This window comes from Eubacterium segne (assembly GCF_014287775.1).
GTDB classification, from domain to species: Bacteria; Bacillota; Clostridia; order Lachnospirales; family Lachnospiraceae; genus Eubacterium_G; species Eubacterium_G segne.
Genome location: NZ_JACOOZ010000005.1, coordinates 125,027 through 149,671 on the forward strand (window position 1 = coordinate 125,027; position 24,645 = coordinate 149,671).

Genomic DNA, 24,645 nt, shown 5'->3' on the forward strand with positions numbered 1-24,645 from the left:
ATGCATTTAGATGTTAAAAAATTTATAAAGACAATTATGCAGTTGGGTGTAGTGTGTATGCTTCTCTTGATATTTTCAGATGTTACACAGGTAAGCGCAGCAAGACCTAAAATGGTAATTGATTCAAGAAATAAGGAAGACAGAAATGTGCGGATTACAGTGACTGCAACAAACTTAGAAGAAGTGGATGTGGCTGAATTTTATTATTATGATAGAAAAAATCGAATTCACTATTTAAAAATATCAAATATCAGAAAATATAGAATTAACAAAAATACAATTATTTTAAAGTATAAATGTAATTTGAAGCAATCAGGTAGTTATACATTAGCAATAGACATTATCTACAATAAAGGAACTTATTATAATATATATAAGGAGTTTTCATACATAAAAAAATCAGATAATAAGATATATGTTGGTTTAGGTGGGAAAGACAGGGAGGTAAATATAGATGGAGAGGTATATAGTAAAACAAAGCCATATATTTTACCTGATAATAGCGTAGAGGAAATAAGGGTTCCGGAGAAAAAATATTTAATAAAGGTCTTGTATAGAAGTCAGAAGAAAATAATATCAGAAAATGAGATATTTCTTAAGTGGGGAGAAAAGGTAGTATATCCTGTACAGATAATTTCAAAGAATAAAGAAAAATTAGCTGATAATTACATTCCACATATTGCATATTTTGAACTAAATATTGCAGGGGATAATGAGGGAGCTATAACAGTGGAATCCGGAAACGATAAATTAACGCTTAGTAAAGTTTTAATAATTGATGGTACAAAACCGACAATAAAAATTGACAATAAATTTACAGATAATAAAACAAAATACATTAATCACGATGTTTCAATACCGGTAACTATTAAGGAAAAGAATTTTGATTCAGGTAAAACAACTGTAAAAATAAATGGGAAAAATGCTATCGTATCATGGAGTGGAAGTGGCAATACCCATAGAGGCAATATTAAATTAGGTGAAGGGAAAAATATTGTAGAAGTCCAGTCCACAGATAAGGCAGGAAACAAGTCGGAAACAGTTAAATCATGTGTTGTTATTGTTGATAAAAAAAGTCCCAAAGTAGTTATTAAGGGATTTGAAAACGGCACCGGAAAAGGCTTGAAAAATGGTGAGAAGGTTCCATATCCACTTAATATAATTCTTTCAGATGAAACAAAAATAGGAAAACATGTAGTAAGTTTATTTAAACTATCAGATGATGGAAAAAAGAAATCGAAAATCGATTTAAAATCGACGGTTGACGGAAACAGAATTGAATATTCAATTGATGATTTGAAGGATGATGGGTACTATACGCTGTCTATATATGTTACAGACTATGCAGGGAATTCACCAAAGAAAAATACTTTAAAATCAGATGGAAAACGCCCTTATGTTATATCTAAAGGAAAGGTAACAGGGGCATTTACGGTAAATAGAGATGGGTCTTTATATGTAGCGGAAAAGGATGAATTGTTCGACAATCCCATAAAGGATTTAAATGACATAGTTATATATGAATATAACAAGAACGAGATAAGTAAAAGTAGCGTCGTGATAATAGATAGCATATCCACTAAAACTCTTGATTCTAATATGTATACTTTCAAAAAATTAGACAAGAGTGATAATCCAAAATACAGGTACGAATATAGGTATGTTATAAAAAAATACAATTTTGATGAGGGAAATTATAACATACAGATTAATTCAACTTCTATTGCAGGACAAAATGGAACATTAATTGCAAGAACGGAAGAAAGCAACAGCTTAAATAAGATGATTATCATTGATAAAACACCACCGGAAATAGTGCTGTTTGAGGGTACTTCCAGTGGAAAAATCAAATTAAAAATACGCGACGATAATATGGACGAAAATTCCGTGAAAATTTTGATAGGTGATAAGTCTTATGACTTAAAGAAAAATGATGATGAATCAACATCCACAAATTTGGTTTTTGAAGGTGATATTGGTAAAAATCCTTTAAATGCCAAGGTTTCCTGTAGTGATTTGGCAGGAAATACAACAAAAGGTGGGGAAATTACAATGATAAAAGAAGGCTCTATAAAGCAGATATTGATATTTGGAGGACTAGCATTAGGAGCAATAGTTTTTATTGCTTTAACAGTTATAACCATTGTAATGGTTAATAGAAATAACAAATAAAAAGTGAGGCACAAGAGGAAATGAAGAAGAAAAAATGTATGATAACTTTGGTTATTTTTAGCATGTGGGTTGTAATGACAATAATTAACGGAAATTGCGTTGGTGCAATTAGAAATGAAAATGAAGAAAGCTGTGGTGAAATTGAAACCACATCTAATTATACAGAAACAGTATCGCAGGAAGAAACAGAAAGTAAAAATGAAAGTACATCCGGTGAAACAACGTCAGATTTATCAGAGGAGATAACCTCATACTTAACAGAAGAAACAACCGCTAATGTAACTGAAAACATATCAGTGGGTGAAACAGGTCTTATAACAGAAACACAATGTACTATTGTACAACCCCTGAAGCCTGACAAAGAAGTAACGACCGCAAAAATAAAACAAAGAAACATAAAAATTGTAGTTTATAATAATGGTAAAAAATATGAGATTATAGAAAAAAATAAAAAAGAATTAGTGTTACCTAAAAATTATGAGAAAATGATTAAATCCTATCCTTTTCTTAAAAATGACGGATATGTTTTTTGTGGATGGTACAAGGGAAAAAATAAGGTGACTGTTATCAGGGAAAACACAGAACTTACATTAAAATGGCGAAAAATAAAAGTACGATTAATCAATGTTAAAAATGCTAAAGGGAAGGTAAGATTATATTTTAGCAACAAGGATTGGAATAAAATAGATGGTATTGAGGTAATGTATTCATCTAATTTGAAATTTGCAAATTCAAGGATAATCAAATTGTCCACATGGAAGAAAAAAGTAAAGAGTTATGAATTTAAACACTCAGGGAAAAAGTTTAAAAATGGAAAAGCGTATTTTTTTAAAGTAAAGTTTTTTTATTATATTAATAGTAGAAAAAAGTATTATAAAGGAACAGGTCCATATAAATGGGTTCGCTACTACAAAAGAACATAATGTAATGTCTTTTAAAGCAGTTTTTCTCCCACCAATACATTGATTTCTACGCATTTATTACTTTATAATAGCCTTTAATACAAAAAATCAGTGCCAAAACTCGCAAATATCAGGAAATTATTAGTTAATATAGGGATTAACGGAAGTTATTTCCTTGAAATAATTATTTCCATATGCTAAAATTATACATTGAGTTTATGAGCAATAATAAAAAGAGGAAAGGAATTTGTTCGATTATGAATACTTACGAAGAATTAAAGGCTCGTGGTCTTATTGCGCAGGTGACAGACGAGGAATTAATTAAAGATTTAATTAATAAAGGAGAGGCTGTTTTCTATATAGGTTTTGACCCTACAGCAGATAGTTTGCATGTTGGACATTTTATGGCTCTTTGCCTTATGAAGAGACTTCAGATGGCAGGAAACAAACCTATAGCATTGTTAGGTGGCGGAACAGCTATGATTGGTGATCCTTCAGGAAAAACAGATATGCGTAAAATGATGACTAAGGAGACTATCGATCATAATATTGAATGCTTTAAAAAGCAGATGAGCAGATTTATAGACTTTTCTGACGGAAAAGCATTAATGGTTAATAACGCTGACTGGTTATTGGACTTAAATTACATTGATGTTTTAAGAGATGTTGGAGCACATTTTAGCGTAAACAGAATGCTTACTGCAGAATGTTATAAGCAGAGAATGGAAAAAGGACTTACTTTCCTTGAATTTAACTATATGATTATGCAGAGTTATGACTTTTACAGATTGTATCAGGATTACGGCTGCAATTTACAGTTCGGTGGAGATGACCAGTGGAGCAACATGCTTGGTGGTACGGAGCTTATCAGACGTAAGTTAGGAAAAGATGCCTCAGCCATGACTATTACACTACTTCTTAATTCAGAAGGAAAGAAGATGGGTAAAACAGTTAGCGGTGCAGTATGGCTTGATCCTGAAAAAACTTCACCATATGAGTTCTATCAGTATTGGAGAAATGTAGATGATGCAGATGTTATTAAGTGCTTAAAGATGCTTACATTTGTTCCGTTAGAAGAAATAGAAGAAATGGAAAAGTGGCAGGGAAGTGAATTAAATAAGGCAAAAGAAATTCTAGCATATGAGCTTACAAATTTAGTTCATGGTGAAGAAGAAGCAAAGAAGGCACAGGATGCATCAAGAAAGATATTTGCCAACGGTGGTATTTCAGGTAATATTCCAACTACAACATATTCAAAAGATGAAATAGATGCCGGAAAAGATATTCTTACACTGTTAGTAGATACAGGACTTGCAAAATCAAGAGGTGAAGCGAGAAGACTTGTACAGCAGGGTGGTGTTTCCGTCAACGGAGAAAAGGTTAATGCCATTGAAACATCATTTACTACTTCAGAATTTAATGAAGATGGGGTTTTACTTATTAAAAAAGGTAAGAAAGCTTTCCACCAGATAAAAGCAGATTAATTATATTAATATAACCGGAGGCATAAAAATGAAGAAATATGGATTAAATGAACTTAGAAAAATGTATTTGGATTTTTTTAAGTCAAAGGATCATTTTGTAAGAGGAAGCTATTCATTAGTTCCTCACAACGATAACAGTCTTTTACTTATAAATGCAGGAATGGCTCCACTTAAGCCTTATTTTACAGGACAGGAGATTCCACCAAAGAGAAGAATGGCTACATGCCAGAAGTGTATAAGAACAGGTGATATTGAAAATATTGGAAAAACTGCGAGACACGGTACATTTTTTGAAATGCTTGGTAACTTCTCTTTTGGTGATTATTTCAAAACAGAAGCTATTCACTGGTCATGGGAGTTCCTGACAGAGGTAGTTGGCTTAGAGCCTGACAGATTATATCCTTCTGTATATTTAGATGATGATGAAGCCTTTGATATTTGGAATAAAGAAATCGGAATTTCAAAGGATAGAATATTTAAGTTTGGAAAAGAGGATAATTTCTGGGAGCATGGAGCAGGTCCTTGTGGTCCATGTTCTGAAATTTACTATGACCGTGGAGAAAAATATGGATGTGGAAAGCCGGGATGTACTGTCGGATGCGATTGTGACAGATTTATTGAAATCTGGAACAATGTATTTACGCAGTTTGAAAATGACGGCAAGGGAAATTATACAACATTAAAGAATAAAAATATTGATACAGGAATGGGACTTGAAAGACTGGCAACAGTTGTTCAGGATGTAGACTCAATTTTTGATGTTGATACAATTAAAGCACTTAGAGATAAGGTTTGTGAAATTACCGGGAAAGAATACAAGAAGGAATATAAATGGGATGTGTCCATCAGAATTATAACAGACCATATCCGTTCAGCAACATTTATGATTTCAGACGGAATTATGCCTTCAAATGAAGGACGTGGATACGTTTTAAGAAGACTTATCAGACGTGCTGCAAGACATGGAAGATTGTTAGGAGTTAAGGGACAGTTTTTGGCAAAACTTTCAGAAACAGTTATTGAAAGCTCAAAAGACGGTTATCCTGAACTTGAAGAAAAGAAGAGCATGATTTTCAAGGTTCTTACAGAGGAAGAAAACAAATTTGATAAGACTATTGATACAGGACTTAGCATTTTAGCCGACATGGAAGAAGAAATGAAGGCAAAGAATGAAAAAACTTTGTCCGGTGAAAATGCATTTAAGTTATATGATACTTATGGATTCCCACTTGACCTTACACAGGAAATTCTTGAGGAAAAAGGATTTGATGTGGACGAAGACGGCTTTAAGAAGGCAATGGAAGTTCAGAGAGAAACAGCCAGAAAGGCAAGAAAAACTACTAACTACATGGGTGCTGACGAGACAGTATACGAAAGTCTTGATACATCACTTTCAACACAGTTTGTGGGTTATGATAAATTAATTGAAGATTCAGTTATTACTGCTCTTACAACAGAAAAAGAAGTTGTACAGGCATTAGCTGATGGCGACAAAGGTACTATTGTTGTGGAACAGACACCTTTCTATGCTACAATGGGTGGTCAGGTAGGTGACAAAGGTATCATTAAAACAAACGAAGGAACATTTGTTGTTGTTGATACAATTAAGCTTCACGGCACCATGGTAGGACATGTAGGTTATGTTAGTGAAGGTATGATTCAGGTAGGCGATAAGGTAACTTTAAAGGTTGATAGTGCAAACAGAAATGCAATAGCTAAGAATCATAGTGCAACCCACTTACTTCAGAAGGCATTAAAGCTTGTTTTAGGAAATCATGTTGAACAGGCAGGTTCATATGTTGATGCTGAGAGACTTAGATTTGACTTTACTCATTTTCAGGCTATGACACCGGAGGAAATTGAAAAGGTTGAAGCCTTAGTTAATGAACAGATTGAAAATGGACTTGATGTAGTTACTGAAGAAATGAGTCTTGAAGATGCCAAAAAGACAGGAGCAATGGCATTATTTGGTGAAAAGTATGGTGACAAAGTAAGAGTAGTATCTATGGGAGACTATTCTATTGAACTTTGTGGTGGTACTCATGTATCAAATACAAGCACAATTTCATATTTTAAGATTATATCTGAATCAGGAATTTCAGCAGGTGTAAGACGTATTGAGGCTTTAACAGGAACAGGTCTTATGAAGCACTATGCAGATGTTGAAAAGAAACTTCACGAAGCTGCAAAGGTAGCTAAGACAGAACCAAACAATTTGGTTAAGAGAATAGAAACATTAAATGAAGAAATTAAGGCTTTATCTTCTGAAAATGAAAAGTTAAAGGCAAAAATGGCAAACGCATCAGTTGGTGATGTTATGAGTCAGGTTGTTGAAGTAAATGGTGTTAAACTTTTAGCAACAAAGGTTGCTGACGTTGACATGAATGGATTAAGAAATCTTGGCGACCAACTTAAGGATAAGATGGGCGGCGGAGTTGTTGTTTTAGTGTCAACTACAGGCGACAAGGCTAACGTAATTGTTATGGCAGATGACGATGCTATATCAAAGGGTGCCCATGCAGGAAATATGATAAAAGAAATTGCCAAACTCGTAGGAGGTGGCGGCGGTGGTCGTCCAAACATGGCACAGGCAGGTGGAAAGAACCCGGCAGGTGTAGATGAAGCCGTAGCTAAGGCAAAGGAAATTCTTGAAGCACAGATTGGATAGATACTTTTCAGGCTTTAACCTGGAATATCGTGAAAAAGCTATTGACTGTAAAGAAAAATATGGTATAATATTTTAAGTGTTTAGGCACAAATACCTACAGTTTTAGGAATCTATAACTGAAGGGAGGTCAGGAAGAGAATGTCAAGCGTTATCGTTAAAGAAAACGAATCAATCGACAGTGCATTACGTCGATTCAAGAGAAATTGCGCTAAAGCTGGTATCCAGCAGGAGATTCGTAAGAGAGAACATTACGAAAAGCCAAGCGTAAAGCGTAAGAAAAAATCAGAAGCAGCTAGAAAGCGCAAATATAATTAATTATAAAAAAAGTGCTGTTGCGACAGTGATTTACATCACGACTGCAACGCACTTTTTTTCTATGTTCTAACAGCATAAAGATTTCATAGTATATATTGGGGGGATAATATATGTTTAACGTTGATAATGAATATGATATTCCAAGGGATGTAATTAATAATGAATGTTTATGCCAAATTACCGGAAGACGGGAAGTTATAGTTGAAAATTATAAAAGAATTAAAAATATCAGTGAAGAAGAAATTGAAGTAATATGCAAAAAATATAATATCCGTGTTATGGGAGAAAAACTCATCATAAGTTATTATAACAGTGATACCATGGTAATAGGCGGGTGTGTAAATGAAGTTCTCTTTTGTTAATTTGTTTTTTTCATGTTTTGAAGGAAAAAAATTCCACTACATAGTTATAAAAATTAATGAAAATCACATTTACAGATTTATAAATAATACAGGGAAAATAAAATTAAGGGATATACATTCAAAAGATGGAATTACGGAAATAACATTTAATTATAAAGATAAAAACAAAGTCCTTGATATTGCTGAAAAAATGGGAATAAAGATACTGGATATAAAAGAGAAAGGAACATATACATATATTACAAGGCTGCCTGTGATAAAGTCAGTGACATTTATTTTGGCAGTTTTTACATTGTTATTAATTATTAATTCTCACTTTATCTGGAATATTGATGTGGAGGGAAATTACAGTTATACATCAACTCAGATTATGAGGTTTTTAAAAAAGATGGATATAAAAGAAGGAATGAGAAAGAACCGGATAAACAGTGATGAAATAGAGAAAGAAATAAGAAGAAAATACAATGACATAAGCTGGGTTTGCGCAGAAGTAAAGGGAACAAATCTTATTGTCCATATAAAAGAAAACTATATCACTGAAATTTCCGCAAAAGAAGACAAAACTTATGACCTGATTGCTAACAGGGACTGCACCATAAAGTCCATTTTAGTGAGAAAAGGAAAAGGAGTGGTAAAAGCCGGTGATAAAGTAAAAAAAGGAGATGTTCTGATATCCGGTATTGTAGATGTTTTTAATGAATCCGGGGAAAAAATATTTACAAAATTATGTAATGCAGATGGTGATGTTGTGGGAATAACTAATCTCTCTTATAATGATAAAATTTCCGATACATATTTTGTTAAAAATATTAAGCATAAAAGGACTTACTATGCACCTTTAGTAGCGGGATACACGTGGAATATAAAAGAAAATGACAAAAATGAAACTGTTGTAAAATCGGAAAGAAATTTTAAAGCCTTTGGAAATTTCTATTTGCCCTTTGGGATGGAAAAATATGTGGTTACAAAGTTTGAAAAAGAGAAGAGAAATTACACAAAAGAAGAAGCTAAGAAAAAACTATATGATAGATTCAATTACAAAATGTTCATATTAGAGCAAAAAGGGTACAAAATATTAGAAAAAAATGTTAAAATAGACAAGAAAAAAAATCATTATGTTTTTTCGGGGACGATTAAGTGTTTAGAACCTTTAGGAAAGGTTTCTTATATTGAAAGCGAAAAAATAAATGAGATTGAATCAGAGAATAATAAAGAAACCACAAAATCTGATTAAGAAAAATCATGAAGGGAAAAATATGAGCGTAATAGAAAATATAATAGATATTCCAATGGAACATGAAAAGAATGTTTTCGGACAGTTTGATTACAATATAAAGAAAATCGAAAAAACATTACATGTTACCATAATTTCAAGAGACGGACAGCTTAAAATTATTGGAGGGGAAGTGGCAGCTAAGAGAGCCCGTCATGTATTTGAACAATTAATGGAACTGTCAAAGCGGGGCAATGAGATAACAGAACAGAATGTTGACTACGCCTTATCTTTAAGCTTTGACGAAAAAGAGTCTGTAATGCTGGAATTAGATGATGATATTATTTGCAGAACGGTTATGGGAAAGCCTGTTAAACCAAAAACATTAGGACAAAAATCCTATGTAGACCAGATAAGAAAGAAAATGATAGTGTTTGGCATTGGCCCGGCAGGAACCGGTAAAACTTATCTTGCAATGGCAATGGCAATAAACGCCTTAAAAAACAATGAGGTAAACAAGATTATTCTTACAAGACCGGCTATTGAGGCGGGAGAAAATCTTGGATTTTTACCGGGAGATTTGCAAAGCAAAGTAGATCCTTATTTAAGACCTTTATATGATGCACTTTATCAGATAATGGGAGCAGAAAGCTTTATCAGTAATAGCGAAAAGGGAATTATTGAGGTGGCACCTCTTGCCTATATGCGTGGCCGTACTTTAGATAACGCTTTTATTATTTTAGACGAAGCACAAAATACAACTCCGGCCCAGATGAAAATGTTCCTTACCCGTATTGGATTTGGCTCAAAGGTAATTGTAACAGGAGACAGAACCCAGAAGGATTTGCCAAGGGACACGGTTTCAGGTCTTGAAGTTGCCCTCAGGGTACTTAAAAATGTAGACGATATTGGATTTTCATTTCTTGACAATAATGATGTTGTAAGACATCCTCTGGTACAAAAAATTGTAAAGGCTTACGAGGAATACGAAAACAAAGGAAAGGGTAAAAAATAGATATGTCAGTTTTTATAGAAAATGAATATGGTAAAAATATTGATATTGATTACAATACAATAATAAAAAAGGTAGTGGAAGAAGCAATTGACTTTGTGAAATGCCCCTTTGAATGTGAGGTTAATGTTACCATTGTGGACAATGACAGCATTAAGGAAATAAATAAAGCTCAAAGAGATATTGATAAAGAAACGGATGTTTTATCGTTCCCGTTAATTGACTATGATTCTCCTGCTGATTTTACCAATGTTGAAGACGATATTAACTATTTCAACCCGGATTCAGGGGAATTAATGCTGGGAGATATTGTAATATCCTACGACAGGGTTATAAGTCAGGCTTATGAGTATAATCACTCAAAAGTAAGAGAAATTGCTTTTCTTACGGCTCATAGTATGCTACACTTATTCGGTTATGACCATATTAAGGAAGATGAGAGAGAGGATATGGAAAACAAACAGAATATTATTCTTAATAATTTAGGGATTACAAGGGAGATTTAAAATGAACAAAAATAAAAAATTAATAGTAACTTTGGTTATTGCAGGTATAATTACGGTGGCAGTAGGCGGAGTGGCACTGCTTGCCATGTTTGTTATACCTAACAAAAAAGTAGAAAAAACAGAAGTGACAGAAACAGAAGAGACCACTGTACAAACTGTTGAAACCACAACGGCAGATCCTTATGTAGGTAAAACTCCAAGTTTTTTAACGGGAGAATATGTAAAGGATAAAACAGCAAAAAGAAGACCTGTGGCATTAATGTATAACAACATTATAAACGCCATGCCACACTCAGGAATAAGCAATGCAGATGTTTGCTATGAAGCACCGGTAGAAGGTGGAATTACCCGAATTATGGGAATTTTTCAAAATTATGATAAATTAAAAAAGATGGGTTCAGTTAGAAGCTGTCGTATTTACTACTGTGCTTTTGCTTTAGAGTGGGATGCTATTTACAGCCATTATGGTCAGTCACAGTATGCTTTGGGATTTTTAAAAAGTGACAAAATAGACAATGTAGGCGCCCTTAATGCGGAAAATTATTTTTACCGTACCACAGACAGAGTGGCACCTCACAATGCTTTTACATCAGGAAAGAATTTAAATAACGCAATAAAAGCTCTTAAATACAGAAAAGAATACAAAAAAGGCTACAAGGGTCATTTTAAATTTGCAAATTTTGGTGAGAAGGTAGACCTTAACAGTAAGAAAACAGCTAAAACCGTGGAAATGGGATATGTTATAAATAAGCCGTGGTACAAGTTTAAAAATGGTCAGTATTACAGATATCAGTATGGAGAAAAACATATTGATGACCAGAACAATAAACAGCTTCATTGCTCAAATATAATAATTCAATTTGTGGATTCCACATTATATCCTGACAATAAGAGTCTTAATATTACATTAAACGGTTCAGGAAAAGGCTGGTTTATTACCAACGGAAAAGCAGAAAAAATTACATGGAAAAAGGACAAGCAAATGTCCGGACAAACAAAATACTTTGATGAAACAGGAAAAGAGATTGTTTTAAATACAGGAAAAACATGGGTGCAGATAGTTCAGAATGAATATGCAGATAATGTTGTCATCAAATAGAATAAGGATAAATAAATGAGTAACAAATCAAAAAGTAACAGTTTTATAATTCAGGGAAGCATTTTAGCATTTGCAGGAATATTAGTAAGAGTAATAGGTCTTATTTACAGAATACCCCTTAACAGAATTTTAGGGGAAAGCGGAATGGGATATTACGGCACGGCATTTGAGATATACAATGTTCTTATTTTGCTGTCATCCCAGAGTATGCCTCTTGCAGTGTCTAAAATAGTTTCAGAAAAGTTAGAAAAAAAGCAGTACAAAAACGCCCACAAGGTGTTTAAAGGTGCTTTAATTTACGGTATCACAATAGGTGTTATATTTGGAATGCTGGCGTTTTTTGGTGCTGACTGGATTTCCGTTAAAATATACAAATTACCTCAGGTTGCAATTCCTCTTAGAATATTGGCACCTACTCTTACGGTAGCCTGTGTTTTAGGTGTTTTAAGAGGGTATTTCCAGGGAATGGGAAATATGATACCAACCTCAGTATCACAGATTTTTGAACAGATTGTAAATGCTGTTGTAAGTGTTATTGCAGCCTATGAATTAGGTGCATATGGATATTCATTGTCGAAAATGGCTGATGAATCTGAAACATTTAGGGCTTCATATTCTGCTGCCGGTGGTACCTTAGGTACATTATGTGGTGCTGTTACTGCACTTATTATAATGATTATTATTTTGTACCGTCATTTTGGAAGCATTAATTCAAATATCAGAAAAGATATAACCAAGTCCGTGGACAGCTACGGTACCATAACAAAGGTGATTGTTTTTACCATTACACCAGTACTTATAAGTACAACAATATATAATATAGGAAACCTTTTGGACAATCCTATATTCCAGAATATAATGTATAGTATTTCGCCTGAAAGCACTGAGGCACAGCGAAGTGCGGTATATGGAAATTATACGGGAATTTACAGAACCCTTACAACAATGCCTATTGCCATTGCATCGGCATTATCCACTGCAATAGTTCCTTCACTGGTTCGTTCATATGTTGCAGGGGATAAGTCCGTAGTAAAAAATAAAATAGATATGGCACTTAAATTCTCCATGATAATTGCCTTCCCATGTGGTATGGGATTGTCGGTGTTGGGAGTGCCTATTAATAAGCTCTTGTTTGGAAGCAGCGGAGACGGTGCAGCACCTATGATGGTGTTTAGTATTTTCACAGTAATAGCATTTTCACTGTCTACCATTAGCAATGCAATACTTCAGGGAATAGACAAACTTAAGGTGCCAATTAAAAACTCAGCCATTTCTTTAGGCTTACATTTAATTATTTTGCCTTGTCTTTTAATTGTGTTTAAATTAAATATTTATGGGGTGGTTATTGGTGATATTTTGTTTGGAGCAACTGTTTCTGTGTTAAATGCCATGTCAATTAAAAAGTATTTAAATTACAGACAAAACATGTTTGAAACCTTTGTTAAGCCTTTTATTTGTGCAGGAGTTATGGGAGCAGGCTGTTTTGGAATATATAAGTTATTTAATGGTTTAATTAAAATTAATGCTATAAGTACAATAATTGCTATAATGGTTGCAGTGGTTATATATGCTCTAATGCTGGTAATTACGAAAACAGTAACAGAGGATGAACTTTTATCCATGCCAAAAGGGGCAATGATCGCTAAACTTATGAAAAAAATTCATATGATATAAAAAATCGTATAAAAAATACAAAATATGTAAAAAATATATGCAAGGAGTGATTTATTATGAGCAAACGAGCATATATTTTTTGTTTAGTGGTTTTTATAATTGGATTTTTGGCTGCTTATATCGTGGGAGTGGAAATAGGCACTAAGGAAGGTGACAATTTAAAGGAAAAGGTTGTAAATGTTTCACCGAATAACAAAAGTGATTCAAAGGAAGTGGAAGGCTACTGGGTTAAAGATTTAAATGATAAAATTGTTGTTTATAAAAAAGATGGAAAAACCGTTGTAGCTGAAACGGATATTGTTGTGTCAAGGCTTCCCGAGGCAGACAGAAAAGTCCTTGAAAATGGAATTTATATTGAAAATGCCGAAAAACTGTTTAAGTTTTTAGAGGCAAACACCAGTTGAAAAAAGGAATTAAAATGAAAGTAGTGATAATAGGAGCCGGAGCCGCCGGACTTATGGCGGCAATTACGGCAGCTGAATGTGGTCATAAGGTAACGGTTATAGAGCACGAAAACAAGCCGGGAAAGAAAATAAACGTAACCGGTAATGGAAAATGTAACATTACAAACAGTGCTCTTACACCGGATAAATATTATGGCAATAAAGATTTTATAAACAACGTAATAGAAAGATTTAATTATAAAGATGCTCTTAATTTTTTTGAAAATATGGGAGTTTATTGTTATGAAAAAAACGGCTTTTATTATCCTTTAAGTAATCAGGCTGTTACGATTACTAATGCACTTTACAATGAAGCATTGTCTTTAGGGGTTACAATAAAAACAAATAATAATGTGAAAAGTGTAACAAAAAAAGATGATGGCTTTGTACTGGATATAGGAATTGATTTATTTTGTGACAAATTAATAATTGCAACAGGGGGAATGGCGGCACCTAAAACAGGTAGTGACGGTAGCGGATATGAATTAGCAAAAGCCTTAGGTCACACCATTGTTAAGCCTTGTCCTGCACTTACAGCCTTAGTATGTGATGAAAAGTTAAAAAAGGCATCAGGTGTAAGGGTGAAGGCAAAGGTACAAATTAAAGATAAAAACATAAAGGATTTAGGGGAACTTCAGATTACAGACTATGGAATATCCGGTATTCCGGTATTTAATATAAGCAGAAGTGTTAATGAGAAAGAAAATGTAATTATTGATTTTGCTCCTGATTATACATATGACGAAGTGAAAATATTATTGGAAAAAATCCTTAAAAGAAGAGATAAAATGCCGGTATTAACGGCACTTAACGGATTGTTTAACGAAAAGCTGGCAGCTGTATTTCTTAAGGAAATAAAACTGCAAAGTAATGTTAAATGTACTGATGTTATAAATAAAATTACTATGTTATGTGATACTATAAAGTCCTTTGAAGTTACCGTAAAACGAAAAAAAGGATTTGATTTTTCTCAGGTAACATCAGGAGGGGTTAATACTTCTGAAATTAATAAAGATACAATGGAATCCCTTATTTGTCCTAATCTTTATTTTGCAGGAGAAATAATTGATGTTGACGGAAGATGCGGTGGTTATAATCTTCAGTTTGCCTGGAGTAGCGGATATATAGCAGGAGAAAGTATAAGTAAATGAAGTTTTTAAAGGTTTCAAATATAAAGTTGAGTATAGATGAAAAGGAACAGAAGGCATTTGAAAAAGCTATAAAAATAGCAGGAATACATAGTGACGACGTAATAGAAAAAAAGATATTAAAATATTCCATTGATGCCAGAAAAAAGCCGGAAATCAACAAGATTTATACGGTTTTATTTAAGGTAGAAAACTATAATAAAACAAGAAAAAACGTTACGGTGACAGATAAGGAAAAAAAGTATGATTTTGCTCCCACAGGAACCTGCTCCATAAACAAAAGACCGATAATTGTGGGATTTGGGCCGGCAGGAATGTTTTGCGGATATATGCTGGCAAAGTATGGTTACAAGCCTATAATTATTGAGCGTGGAAGCAGAGTGGATGAGCGCATTAAAAAAGTAAATGCTTTCTGGAATGGTGAAAAACTGGATACTTCCTGTAATGTGCAGTTTGGAGAAGGTGGCGCAGGAACTTTTTCAGATGGAAAGCTTAACACAGGTATTAAAGATAAAGAAAACAGAATCGGTTTTGTATTAAATACCTTTGTTAAATTTGGCGCTAATCCTAAAATTGAATATGATGCAAAACCACATATTGGAACGGATGTTTTAAGCGAAGTTGTAAAAAATATGCGTCATGCCATTGAAGATATGGGAGGAACCTTTTATTTTGACACTACAGTTAGTGAAATCCTGTTAAAAAATGGCAGGGTTAATGGGCTTAAATTGTCAAATGAAGAAGTAATTGATACGGATATTTGTTTATTGGCAATAGGACATAGTGCCAGAGATACTTTTGAGATGCTTAACAGACTAAACATCCCTATGGAAGGAAAGCCTTTTGCCATGGGAGTAAGGGTTGAACATCCCCAGAAAATGATAAATAAAAGCCAGTATGACTTTGAAGACAATAGGTTAGGAGCTGCAAATTATAAGCTTACTTACAAAACAAAAAAAGACCGTGGAGTATATTCGTTTTGTATGTGCCCCGGTGGCTTTGTGGTAAATGCTTCATCAGAGGAAAAGGAGATAGCAGTAAACGGCATGAGCTATTCTAAAAGAGACGGCGAAAATGCCAATAGTGCTATAGTTGTGGCATTATCACCCAAGGATTTTAGAAGCAGTCATCCATTGGCAGGAATGTGGCTTCAAAGAGATATAGAAAAGGCTGCCTATAAACAGGGAAAGGGCAATATTCCCCTGCAAACATATGGGGATTTTAAGAAAAAAATAAAGTCAGAGAAAATTGGAAAGATTATTCCTCAAATTAAGGGGGAATACACTATGGCGGATATTAATAAGGTATTACCGGATTTTGTGTGTGAAGCCTTAGTGGAAGGCATTGATTATTTTGGAAAGGTAATTGATGGATTTAACAATGAAGATACTGTTTTATCAGCACCGGAAAGCAGAACTTCATCTCCTGTAAGAATTATCAGAAATGATGATTTTGAATCAGAAATCAAGGGGCTATATCCAATAGGAGAAGGTGCAGGATATGCCGGAGGAATAACATCTGCGGCAATAGATGGAATTAAGGCATTTGAGGCATTGGCAAAAAAATACAGGTCTTTGCAATAATGACTTTTTTGAAAAAATGTAGTATTATATAAAGATGTGTTAAATGTAGAAACATTGTTAAGGAGAGGCATTATGAATATACGTTTTTTGGCGCAGTCAGAATACTTTAACGGATTACATTTAAAAGATGATATTATTTTGGAAAAGGAATATGAACAGGGTCCTTTTACTAATCTGCCAAAGGTGAGATATTTTCTGTATTATCTTGAGGAAAATGTAAGAAAGGAAGTTATGCCATATACTGACAAGGTAGATGTTTTTAATATTACCAATTGTCAGTATGAATCAGATTATCTGTATTTTACTGAGTACACTGATATGTTAGACGGCGGCTACACTTTTAATATTATAAGATATAATATAACAGACCATACTCATACAAAGATTATTTCTCTAAAGGACAATATTAATTTGTATCCTGACAATAAGCAGATAAAAATCTTTATTTTAGATGAGTCAAATCTGATTATTCAAAGAGCTCTTCCAAAGGTAAGTGCCAATGGACTGTTAAAGGAATTTTTTGATTTTACCTTGGTTTTATTTGATTTTGTTAAAAATAAGCAGATTGTAATTGAAGACGAAAATCTGAAAAATAACGGTATTGAGTTTGTCCTTCCATACAATGAGACAAACTGCATAATGAAAACGGGATATTCGGTTTTTGAAAACGACAGACATTTAAACCTTGAGAAGGAAGAGGCAGCTGTTGAGAACCTTATAATTGTAAACATTAAGCAGTTTATCAGTGATTTAAAGTTAGAACAGCAAAATATGGTTATGAATTCCATAGACCAGGCTTACTATGATACAACGGTAATTAATGCAAAAATCATTGATAATTTTTTGATTTATTCAAAGTTTAACTATGAAAAAAATGATGAAGTAATTGTTTTTTACGATTTAACTTCAAAAAAGGAAGAAGAGAAAATTTATACCTGCATTAATAAAACCACAACAGGGGAGTATCTTCTTAAAAATGCAACAGTTATAGATAATAAGCCCTATATGATTAAGAAAAATTCTTCAGGTACCCAGTTCTTTAACTTAATTACAAATGATGTGGATGCAACATATCCTGAGGATTTAAATATAAAATTTGTAAATAACAACACGGTTATTTCAACATTTGCAGATAGAACTTTATTTGGCAAGGAAATTAAGTTAGTGGGAATACATAAGTTCCCGTCAAAGAAAATTATTTTACAGGAAAGGGGAGAATATATAGGCAGTGTTGCTTCTAACAACGAGACTACATATATATTCCTAAAATAAAATGGACAAAAACAAAATTAACAGAATTAATGAATTATATAAAAAGTCAAAGACAACAGGACTTACTGAGGCTGAAAAGGAAGAACAGCAGAAACTTAGAACAGAATATAGAATGGCAATTATTGGTAATTTAACAGGAGAGCTTAATACCATGAGCATTAAGTATCCTGACGGAACAATTAAAAAAGTACAGCCTAAAGGGGATGGACATTAATTTAAAATGACAACAAAAGACTCTTTACGAAAAGAAATACAAAATAAAAGAAAAGAAATGCCTAAAAATCAGGTAGACATATTAAGTAAAAAGATATGTGAAAGATTAATAGACAGTTCCGTTTACAGGGAAGCTAGGTCAGTGTTTTGCTATAATTCCATAAGAAATGAAGTGGATTTATCATTTCTTATAGAAAAGGCAATTGCAGATGGAAAGAGGGTTTCCCTGCCCAAGGTTCTTGATAAGGCAGGCATTATGAAGTTTTATGCCATTGACAGGTTATCAGGGCTTAAAAAGGGAGCTTATGGAATATTTGAGCCTGACGAAAAAAATGAAGAAACTACGGCTGATTTAATATTAGTTCCGGGAGTGGTTTTTTCTGAAAGTGGTGACAGAATAGGTCAGGCAGGAGGCTTTTACGACAGATACCTTAAGGATTACCCTATTAAGTCTGTGGGAATATGCTATGATTATCAGATTTTTGAGGAAATACCCACAGAGGACCATGATGTGAAAATGTATCATATTATTAGTGAAAAAAGATTTATAAATATTAATTAAAGCAGGAGATTAGAATGAGTTTTACTAACGAGACGGAAAAGCAGAAATATTATATACAGAAATGTAAGGAATTAGTGAAAATAAAAGAACAGCAATATGGCAGAAAACTTTCAGCATGTGTTGTCACTTTCGGCTGTCAGATGAATTTTAAGGATTCAGAGAAACTGATGGGTATACTTAGTGAAATAGGTTACGAAGAAACTGACGATGAACATGCTGATTTGGTGTTGTATAATACTTGTACCGTAAGGGAGAATGCCAATTTAAAGGTATATGGAAGGTTAGGCTATCTTTCAAAGATAAAAGAGAAGAATCCTGAAATGATTATAGGTTTGTGTGGATGTATGATGCAGGAGCCACAGGTAGTTGAAAAGTTAAATAAAAGTTATAGATTTATTGATATAATTTTTGGAACCCACAACATATTTTTGCTGGCGCAGCTTTTATACGAGAGACTTATAAGCGGACACAAGGTTGAAGATATATGGGATGGAACAACGGAAATAGTTGAGGAGCTTCCAACAGTTAGAAAGTATGACTTTAAATCCGGCGTAAACATTATGTACGGCTGTAACAATTTTTGCAGTTACTGTATTGTTCCCTATGTAAGAGGCCGGGAAAGAAGCAGAAATCCAGAAGATATTATTGATGAAATTAAGCAGTTAGTAGCTAACGGTGTTGTGGAGATAATGCTTTTAGGTCAAAATGTTAATTCATATGGAAAGACTCTTGAAAATCCCATAACCTTTGCACAGCTTTTACAGCGGATAGAGGATATTGAGGGACTTAAGAGGATTAGATTCATGACTTCCCATCCAAAGGATTTGTCAGATGAATTAATAAAGGTTATGGCGAAATCAAAGAAAATATGTAAGCAGATGCATTTGCCCCTTCAGTCTGGAAGCAGCCGTTTACTTAAAATCATGAACCGACATTATAACAAGGAACAATATTTAACCCTTGTGGAAAAATTAAGAAAAGAAATACCGGATATTGGTATTACAACAGATATTATAGTGGGATTTCCGGGAGAAACAGAAGAAGACTTTGAAGAAACCCTTGATGTTGTAGAAAAGGCACAGTATGATTCAGCCTTTACATTTATATATTCTAAACGTTCCGGAACACCTGCTGCAAAAATGCCTGACCAGGTGCCGGAGGATGTTGTAAAAGATAGATTTGACAGACTTTTAAGTTTGGTAAATAGCATCTCAAAAGAAAAAACAAAAGCTTTAGAAGGTAGTGTTCAGGAAGTTTTGGTAGAAGAAGTAAATAAAAAAATTCCGGGATATGTTTCAGGAAGATTAAGCAACAATTCAGTTGTACATTTTCCGGCTGATGTATCTCTAATCGGAAGTCTTGTAAATGTTAAATTAGAAGAAGCAAAAGGTTTTTACTATATGGGAGAAATGGTGGATTAATATGGCTTTACCACAGATGATGCAGGACGTATGGGATAATCACTTAAGTGAACTTACGCCTATGATGAAAATGTATTTAGAAACAAAAAAGCAGAATGATGACTGTATAATATTTTACCGTTTAGGGGATTTTTATGAAATGTTTTTTGACGATGCAATAACAGCATCAAAGACTATGGAAATTACCCTTACGGGAAAAAGCTGTGGATTAAAGGAAAGGGCACCTATGTGTGGTGTCCCATATCATGCAGTGGATACTTATATAAATAAGTTAGTTACAAGAGGATATAAAGTCTGCATAGTTGAACAGACTGAAGACCCGGCACAGGCAAAGGGTCTTGTTAGAAGAGAGGTTGTAAGAATTGTCACACCGGGAACTAACTTAAATACCACGGCAATGGATGAGGGAAAGAATAATTATCTTATGTCCATTGCTTATGTAGGGGGAAAATTTGGTATTTCAATAGCAGATGTAACTACAGGAGATTACTATGTTACGGAAGTGGCAACTGAAAGAAATGTTTTAGATGAAATAAACAAGTTTACCCCTAGTGAAATAATATGTAATCACTCATTTTTAATGTGCGGTATGGATATAGAAGATATAAAAAATCGTCTATCCATATCTGTTTTTGAGTTAGAGGAATGGTATTTTGATGAGGAAAACTGTTCAGATATTCTTAAAGAACATTTTAATATAATAGACTTATCAGGGCTTGGTATTTCTGAAATGAGTTTAGGAATTATTGCCTCAGGCTCACTCCTTAAATATCTTTATGAAACTCAGAAAAATTCCCTTTCACATTTGTCTAAGCTTATTCCGTACTCTACTAGTACCTTTATGATTTTAGACACTTCCACAAGAAGAAATTTGGAACTGTGTGAAACTTTAAGGGAAAAGCAAAAAAGAGGTTCCCTGCTGTGGGTTCTTGATAAAACAAAAACTGCCATGGGAGCAAGAACTTTAAGAAATTATATTGAGCAACCCTTAATAGATAAAGAAGAAATTATAAACAGACAAAAGGTGATTGAGGAGCTTAACAATTCCCTTATTACCCGTGATGAACTTAGGGAATATCTTGCTCCTATTTATGATTTGGAAAGATTACTTAGCAAAATTTCCTACAGGTCTGCAAATCCAAGGGATTTAATTGCATTTAAAACATCATTGGAAATGTTACCTCATATTAAGAACATCATAAAAGATTTTAAGTCTCCACTGTTTCTTGATATATTAGGCAGATTAGATACATTAGAGGATATAACAAAGCTTATTGCTGAATCAATAAATGATGACCCTCCTATTAATATTAAAGAAGGTGGAATAATCAGAAGTGGCTACAATGAGGAAATTGATAAATTAAGAAGTGCCAAAACAGAGGGTAAAACATGGTTAGCTCAGCTTGAAGCAGATGAAAAGGAAGCTACAGGCATTTCTAAGTTAAAAATTAAATATAACAAGGTTTTCGGATATTATATTGAAGTTTCAAATTCATTTAAGGATTTAGTGCCGGAGTATTATATTAGAAAACAAACCCTTACTAATGCAGAAAGATACACTACAGATAAGTTAAAGGAACTTGAAGAGGTTATTGTAGGGGCAGAGGACAAGCTGTTTTCTCTTGAATATAATATATTTACGGCTATTCGTGATGAAATATTTAACCAAATAAACAGAATACAGCAGACTGCAAAGGCAGTGGCTCAAATTGATGTTTTTGCATCCCTTGCCTTTGTTGCTGAAAGAAATCATTATGTGAAGCCGAAAATAAATGAAAAGGGTGTAATCGACATAAAGGACGGAAGACATCCTGTAGTAGAGAAAATGATTCCTGAGAATATGTTTATAGCTAATAACACATATCTTGACATGAATCATAACAGATTATCCATTATTACAGGTCCTAACATGGCAGGAAAATCTACATATATGAGACAGACGGCACTGATTGTGCTAATGGCTCAAATAGGGTCATTTGTTCCTGCCAGTGAAGCTAATATATCCATATGTGATAAGATTTTTACAAGAGTGGGGGCTTCAGATGATCTGGCAAGTGGTCAAAGTACATTTATGGTGGAAATGACAGAGGTGGCTAACATATTAAGAAACGCCACATCAAAGAGCCTTTTGATTTTAGATGAAATAGGAAGAGGAACCAGTACCTTTGATGGATTAAGTATAGCATGGGCTGTTGTTGAACATATTTGTGACAAGAAAATTCTTGGGGCAAAAACATTGTTTGCAACCCATTATCATGAACTTACGGAGTTAGAGGGAACGCTGCCGGGAGTTAACAATTACTGTATAAGCGTTAAGGAGCAGGGAGATGATATTGTATTCCTTAGAAAAATCGTAAAAGGTGGAGCAGATAAAAGTTATGGTATTCAGGTGGCAAAATTAGCGGGAGTTCCTGACAGTGTATTAAACCGTGCAAAACAGCTGGTGGTGGAATTAAGCAATGCGGACATTTCCGCAAAGGCAAAGGATATTGCTGCGGGACTTCAGCCGGGAAGTAATGTTTTACCGGGAATAAATGATGATGCGGAAGCACATCAGATGACCTTATTTGATACTATTAACGGTGATGAAATTATAAAAGAAATTGAGGAACTAAATTTAGGTGAAATGACACCTATAGAGGGACTTAATTATTTATTTAAGCTACAAAATCAGTTGAAAAACAGATGGTAGTTATCTTAGGAGTGTTACATGAAGAAAATTCAGGAACTTGACCAAAGTACAATTAATCAGATTGCGGCAGGAGAAGTGGTTGAAAGACCTGCATCGGTAGTAAAGGAACTGTTGGAAAATGCCATTGATGCAGGCTCTACAATGATTTCCGTTGAAATAGAAGACGGCGGACTGTCTCTTATCCGAATAACGGATAATGGCATGGGTATTGACCCGGGAGATATAAGAATTGCATTTAAAAGGCATACTACCAGTAAGATTAGAACTGCCGTGGATTTATTAAGTGTATCATCCCTGGGATTTAGAGGTGAAGCTTTGTCAAGTATAGCTGCTGTATGTCAGGTAGAGCTTATTACAAAAACTGCTGAAAACCTTACAGGATACAGGTACAAAATTGAAGGTGGAAAAGAAACACTGTTTGAGGAAATTGGTGCGCCGGAAGGTACAACTTTTATTGTAAAAAATATATTCTTTAACACTCCTGCTAGAAGAAAATTTTTAAAAACAGCCCAGACAGAGGCAGGATATGTTTCAGACATTGTGGAAAAAATTGCCCTTTCACATCCGGAAATATCCATTAGTTTTAAAAGTAACAGACAGTTAAAAATCCATACTGCAGGAAATGGCAATTTGAAGGATGTCATATATAATGTTTATGGTCGTGAAATTACCGGTAATGTAATTGAAATAAATCAGGAAAATGATTTTATGAAAATGACAGGATACATTGGAAAGGCAATAATATCAAAGGGAAACAGAACCTTTGAAAATTATTTTATAAATGGCAGATATATAAAAAGTAACATTCTTTCTAAAGCCATTGAGGCAGGTTATAAATTTATATTAATGCAGCATAAGTACCCTTTCACTGTATTAAATTTTGAAATTAATCCGGAATATCTGGATGTAAATGTTCATCCGTCAAAGATGGAACTTAGATTTAGAAAAGGTGAAAGTATATATCCCTGGGTGGAGGAATGTATTAACAATGCCTTAATTGAAAAACCAAATATTATTGATGTTGAATTAGAAAAAATCAAGGAAATACAGGATGAAATTAAATATGTTCCTGAGCCCTTTGAGATAAACAGACAGCATATTGAAGAAGCAAAGGCTTTAAGTGTAAATAGTCAAAGTAATATAGGCAGTACTAATTATCAGACACCGGATCACGTTTTAGGTGATTTACCTGAGCATTTAGATGTAGGGGAAGATAATAATTACAAGGCAAATACAGACAGGGTGGCTGTTACACCTAAAAATAATATGGTTCAGCAGCAAATCACGGAGGTTTATGATGATTTCCTAAGTGAGGTGGCTAAGCCTAAGCATAGAATTATAGGGCAGGTGTTTAAAACATACTGGATTATTGAATATGAGGATAAAATGTATATTATAGACCAGCATGCTGCCCACGAAAAAGTAATGTTTGAGTCTCTTATGAAGAAATTTCATGAAAAAAACATAAGCACTCAGTTTATTAATCCACCAATAATTCTTTCTCTTTCCATGAACGAGGCTGCATTGTTAGAAAAATATATGGGGCATTTTAAGGAAATAGGATTTGAAATTGAGCATTTTGGCGGGCAGGATTACGCAGTAAGGGGTGTGCCTTCAGATTTGTATTCATTAGATAGTGAAGAGGTATTAATGGAAATAATTGATAATCTTTCTAATGAAAATACAAAGCTTGTGGCAGACAGCATTACAGACAAAATTGCATCCATGTCCTGTAAGGCTGCGGTAAAGGGAAACAGCAATATGTCATTTAACGAGGCAGATGCATTAATTACCCAGCTACTTGCCCTTGAAAATCCGTATAACTGTCCTCATGGAAGACCAACAATTATTTCCATGAGCAAATACGAGCTTGAAAAGAAATTTAAACGAATAATTTAAGGAAA

20 protein-coding genes are annotated in these 24,645 nt (G+C 33.8%); all 20 read left to right on the forward strand.

The window, feature by feature from the left end; translation table 11 throughout:
- Positions 1-2,172 (forward strand): hypothetical protein, encoded by a 2,172-nt coding sequence (locus tag H8S00_RS08400; RefSeq protein WP_186840391.1) that lies wholly within the window; start codon positions 1-3, stop codon positions 2,170-2,172.
- Positions 2,173-2,192: 20 nt separating this feature from the next.
- On the forward strand, positions 2,193-3,095 hold the full coding sequence (locus H8S00_RS08405) for a hypothetical protein (protein WP_186840392.1): 903 nt from the start codon (positions 2,193-2,195) through the stop codon (positions 3,093-3,095).
- Between the two features lie 236 nt (positions 3,096-3,331).
- Positions 3,332-4,558, forward strand: a complete 1,227-nt coding sequence (tyrS, locus tag H8S00_RS08410) for a tyrosine--tRNA ligase (RefSeq protein WP_021953087.1) — start codon at positions 3,332-3,334, stop codon at positions 4,556-4,558.
- A gap of 28 nt (positions 4,559-4,586) precedes the next feature.
- Positions 4,587-7,226, forward strand: coding sequence for an alanine--tRNA ligase (alaS, locus tag H8S00_RS08415; protein WP_207721415.1), 2,640 nt, complete (start codon positions 4,587-4,589; stop codon positions 7,224-7,226).
- A gap of 138 nt (positions 7,227-7,364) precedes the next feature.
- Complete coding sequence (rpsU, locus tag H8S00_RS08420) at positions 7,365-7,541, forward strand: 30S ribosomal protein S21 (protein WP_005362674.1); 177 nt, start codon at positions 7,365-7,367, stop codon at positions 7,539-7,541.
- Between the two features lie 110 nt (positions 7,542-7,651).
- A complete protein-coding gene (locus H8S00_RS08425; protein WP_021953085.1) occupies positions 7,652-7,903 on the forward strand; it encodes a YabP/YqfC family sporulation protein in 252 nt (83 codons plus the stop codon).
- On the forward strand, positions 7,884-9,137 hold the full coding sequence (locus H8S00_RS08430) for a sporulation protein YqfD (protein ID WP_186840393.1): 1,254 nt from the start codon (positions 7,884-7,886) through the stop codon (positions 9,135-9,137). Before H8S00_RS08425 ends, H8S00_RS08430 begins: the two co-directional genes overlap by 20 nt.
- Before the next feature lie 22 nt (positions 9,138-9,159).
- Complete coding sequence (locus H8S00_RS08435; protein ID WP_186840437.1) at positions 9,160-10,131, forward strand: PhoH family protein; 972 nt, start codon at positions 9,160-9,162, stop codon at positions 10,129-10,131.
- A gap of 2 nt (positions 10,132-10,133) precedes the next feature.
- Positions 10,134-10,634: an rRNA maturation RNase YbeY gene (gene ybeY / locus H8S00_RS08440; RefSeq protein ID WP_021953082.1), complete on the forward strand. Its 501-nt coding sequence runs from the start codon at positions 10,134-10,136 to the stop codon at positions 10,632-10,634.
- Between the two features lies 1 nt (position 10,635).
- Positions 10,636-11,733 carry a DUF3048 domain-containing protein gene (locus H8S00_RS08445; protein ID WP_021953081.1) on the forward strand — a complete coding sequence of 366 codons (1,098 nt, stop codon included), beginning with the start codon at positions 10,636-10,638 and terminating at the stop codon, positions 11,731-11,733.
- Positions 11,734-11,748: 15 nt separating this feature from the next.
- On the forward strand, positions 11,749-13,407 hold the full coding sequence (locus H8S00_RS08450; RefSeq protein ID WP_021953080.1) for a putative polysaccharide biosynthesis protein: 1,659 nt from the start codon (positions 11,749-11,751) through the stop codon (positions 13,405-13,407).
- Positions 13,408-13,463: 56 nt separating this feature from the next.
- Positions 13,464-13,811 (forward strand): hypothetical protein, encoded by a 348-nt coding sequence (locus tag H8S00_RS08455; RefSeq protein WP_021953079.1) that lies wholly within the window; start codon positions 13,464-13,466, stop codon positions 13,809-13,811.
- 14 nt (positions 13,812-13,825) lie between these two features.
- On the forward strand, positions 13,826-15,001 hold the full coding sequence (locus H8S00_RS08460; RefSeq protein WP_207721416.1) for a BaiN/RdsA family NAD(P)/FAD-dependent oxidoreductase: 1,176 nt from the start codon (positions 13,826-13,828) through the stop codon (positions 14,999-15,001).
- The gene (locus H8S00_RS08465) at positions 14,998-16,581 is read left to right on the forward strand and encodes an NAD(P)/FAD-dependent oxidoreductase (RefSeq protein WP_186840394.1); all 1,584 of its coding nucleotides are present in this window, start codon (positions 14,998-15,000) and stop codon (positions 16,579-16,581) included. The genes H8S00_RS08460 and H8S00_RS08465 overlap by 4 nt, the downstream gene beginning before the upstream one ends.
- 72 nt (positions 16,582-16,653) lie before the next feature.
- The gene (locus H8S00_RS08470; RefSeq protein ID WP_186840395.1) at positions 16,654-17,853 is read left to right on the forward strand and encodes a hypothetical protein; all 1,200 of its coding nucleotides are present in this window, start codon (positions 16,654-16,656) and stop codon (positions 17,851-17,853) included.
- A gap of 1 nt (position 17,854) precedes the next feature.
- Complete coding sequence (locus H8S00_RS08475) at positions 17,855-18,067, forward strand: DUF896 domain-containing protein (RefSeq protein ID WP_021953075.1); 213 nt, start codon at positions 17,855-17,857, stop codon at positions 18,065-18,067.
- Between the two features lie 6 nt (positions 18,068-18,073).
- Positions 18,074-18,628, forward strand: a complete 555-nt coding sequence (locus H8S00_RS08480) for a 5-formyltetrahydrofolate cyclo-ligase (protein WP_118588625.1) — start codon at positions 18,074-18,076, stop codon at positions 18,626-18,628.
- A 14-nt stretch (positions 18,629-18,642) separates the two neighbouring features.
- On the forward strand, positions 18,643-20,049 hold the full coding sequence (gene miaB, locus H8S00_RS08485; RefSeq protein ID WP_021953073.1) for a tRNA (N6-isopentenyl adenosine(37)-C2)-methylthiotransferase MiaB: 1,407 nt from the start codon (positions 18,643-18,645) through the stop codon (positions 20,047-20,049).
- Between the two features lies 1 nt (position 20,050).
- Positions 20,051-22,741 carry a DNA mismatch repair protein MutS gene (gene mutS / locus H8S00_RS08490; RefSeq protein WP_186840396.1) on the forward strand — a complete coding sequence of 897 codons (2,691 nt, stop codon included), beginning with the start codon at positions 20,051-20,053 and terminating at the stop codon, positions 22,739-22,741.
- Between the two features lie 18 nt (positions 22,742-22,759).
- Positions 22,760-24,640 carry a DNA mismatch repair endonuclease MutL gene (gene mutL, locus H8S00_RS08495; protein ID WP_186840397.1) on the forward strand — a complete coding sequence of 627 codons (1,881 nt, stop codon included), beginning with the start codon at positions 22,760-22,762 and terminating at the stop codon, positions 24,638-24,640.
- Positions 24,641-24,645 lie beyond the last annotated feature (5 nt).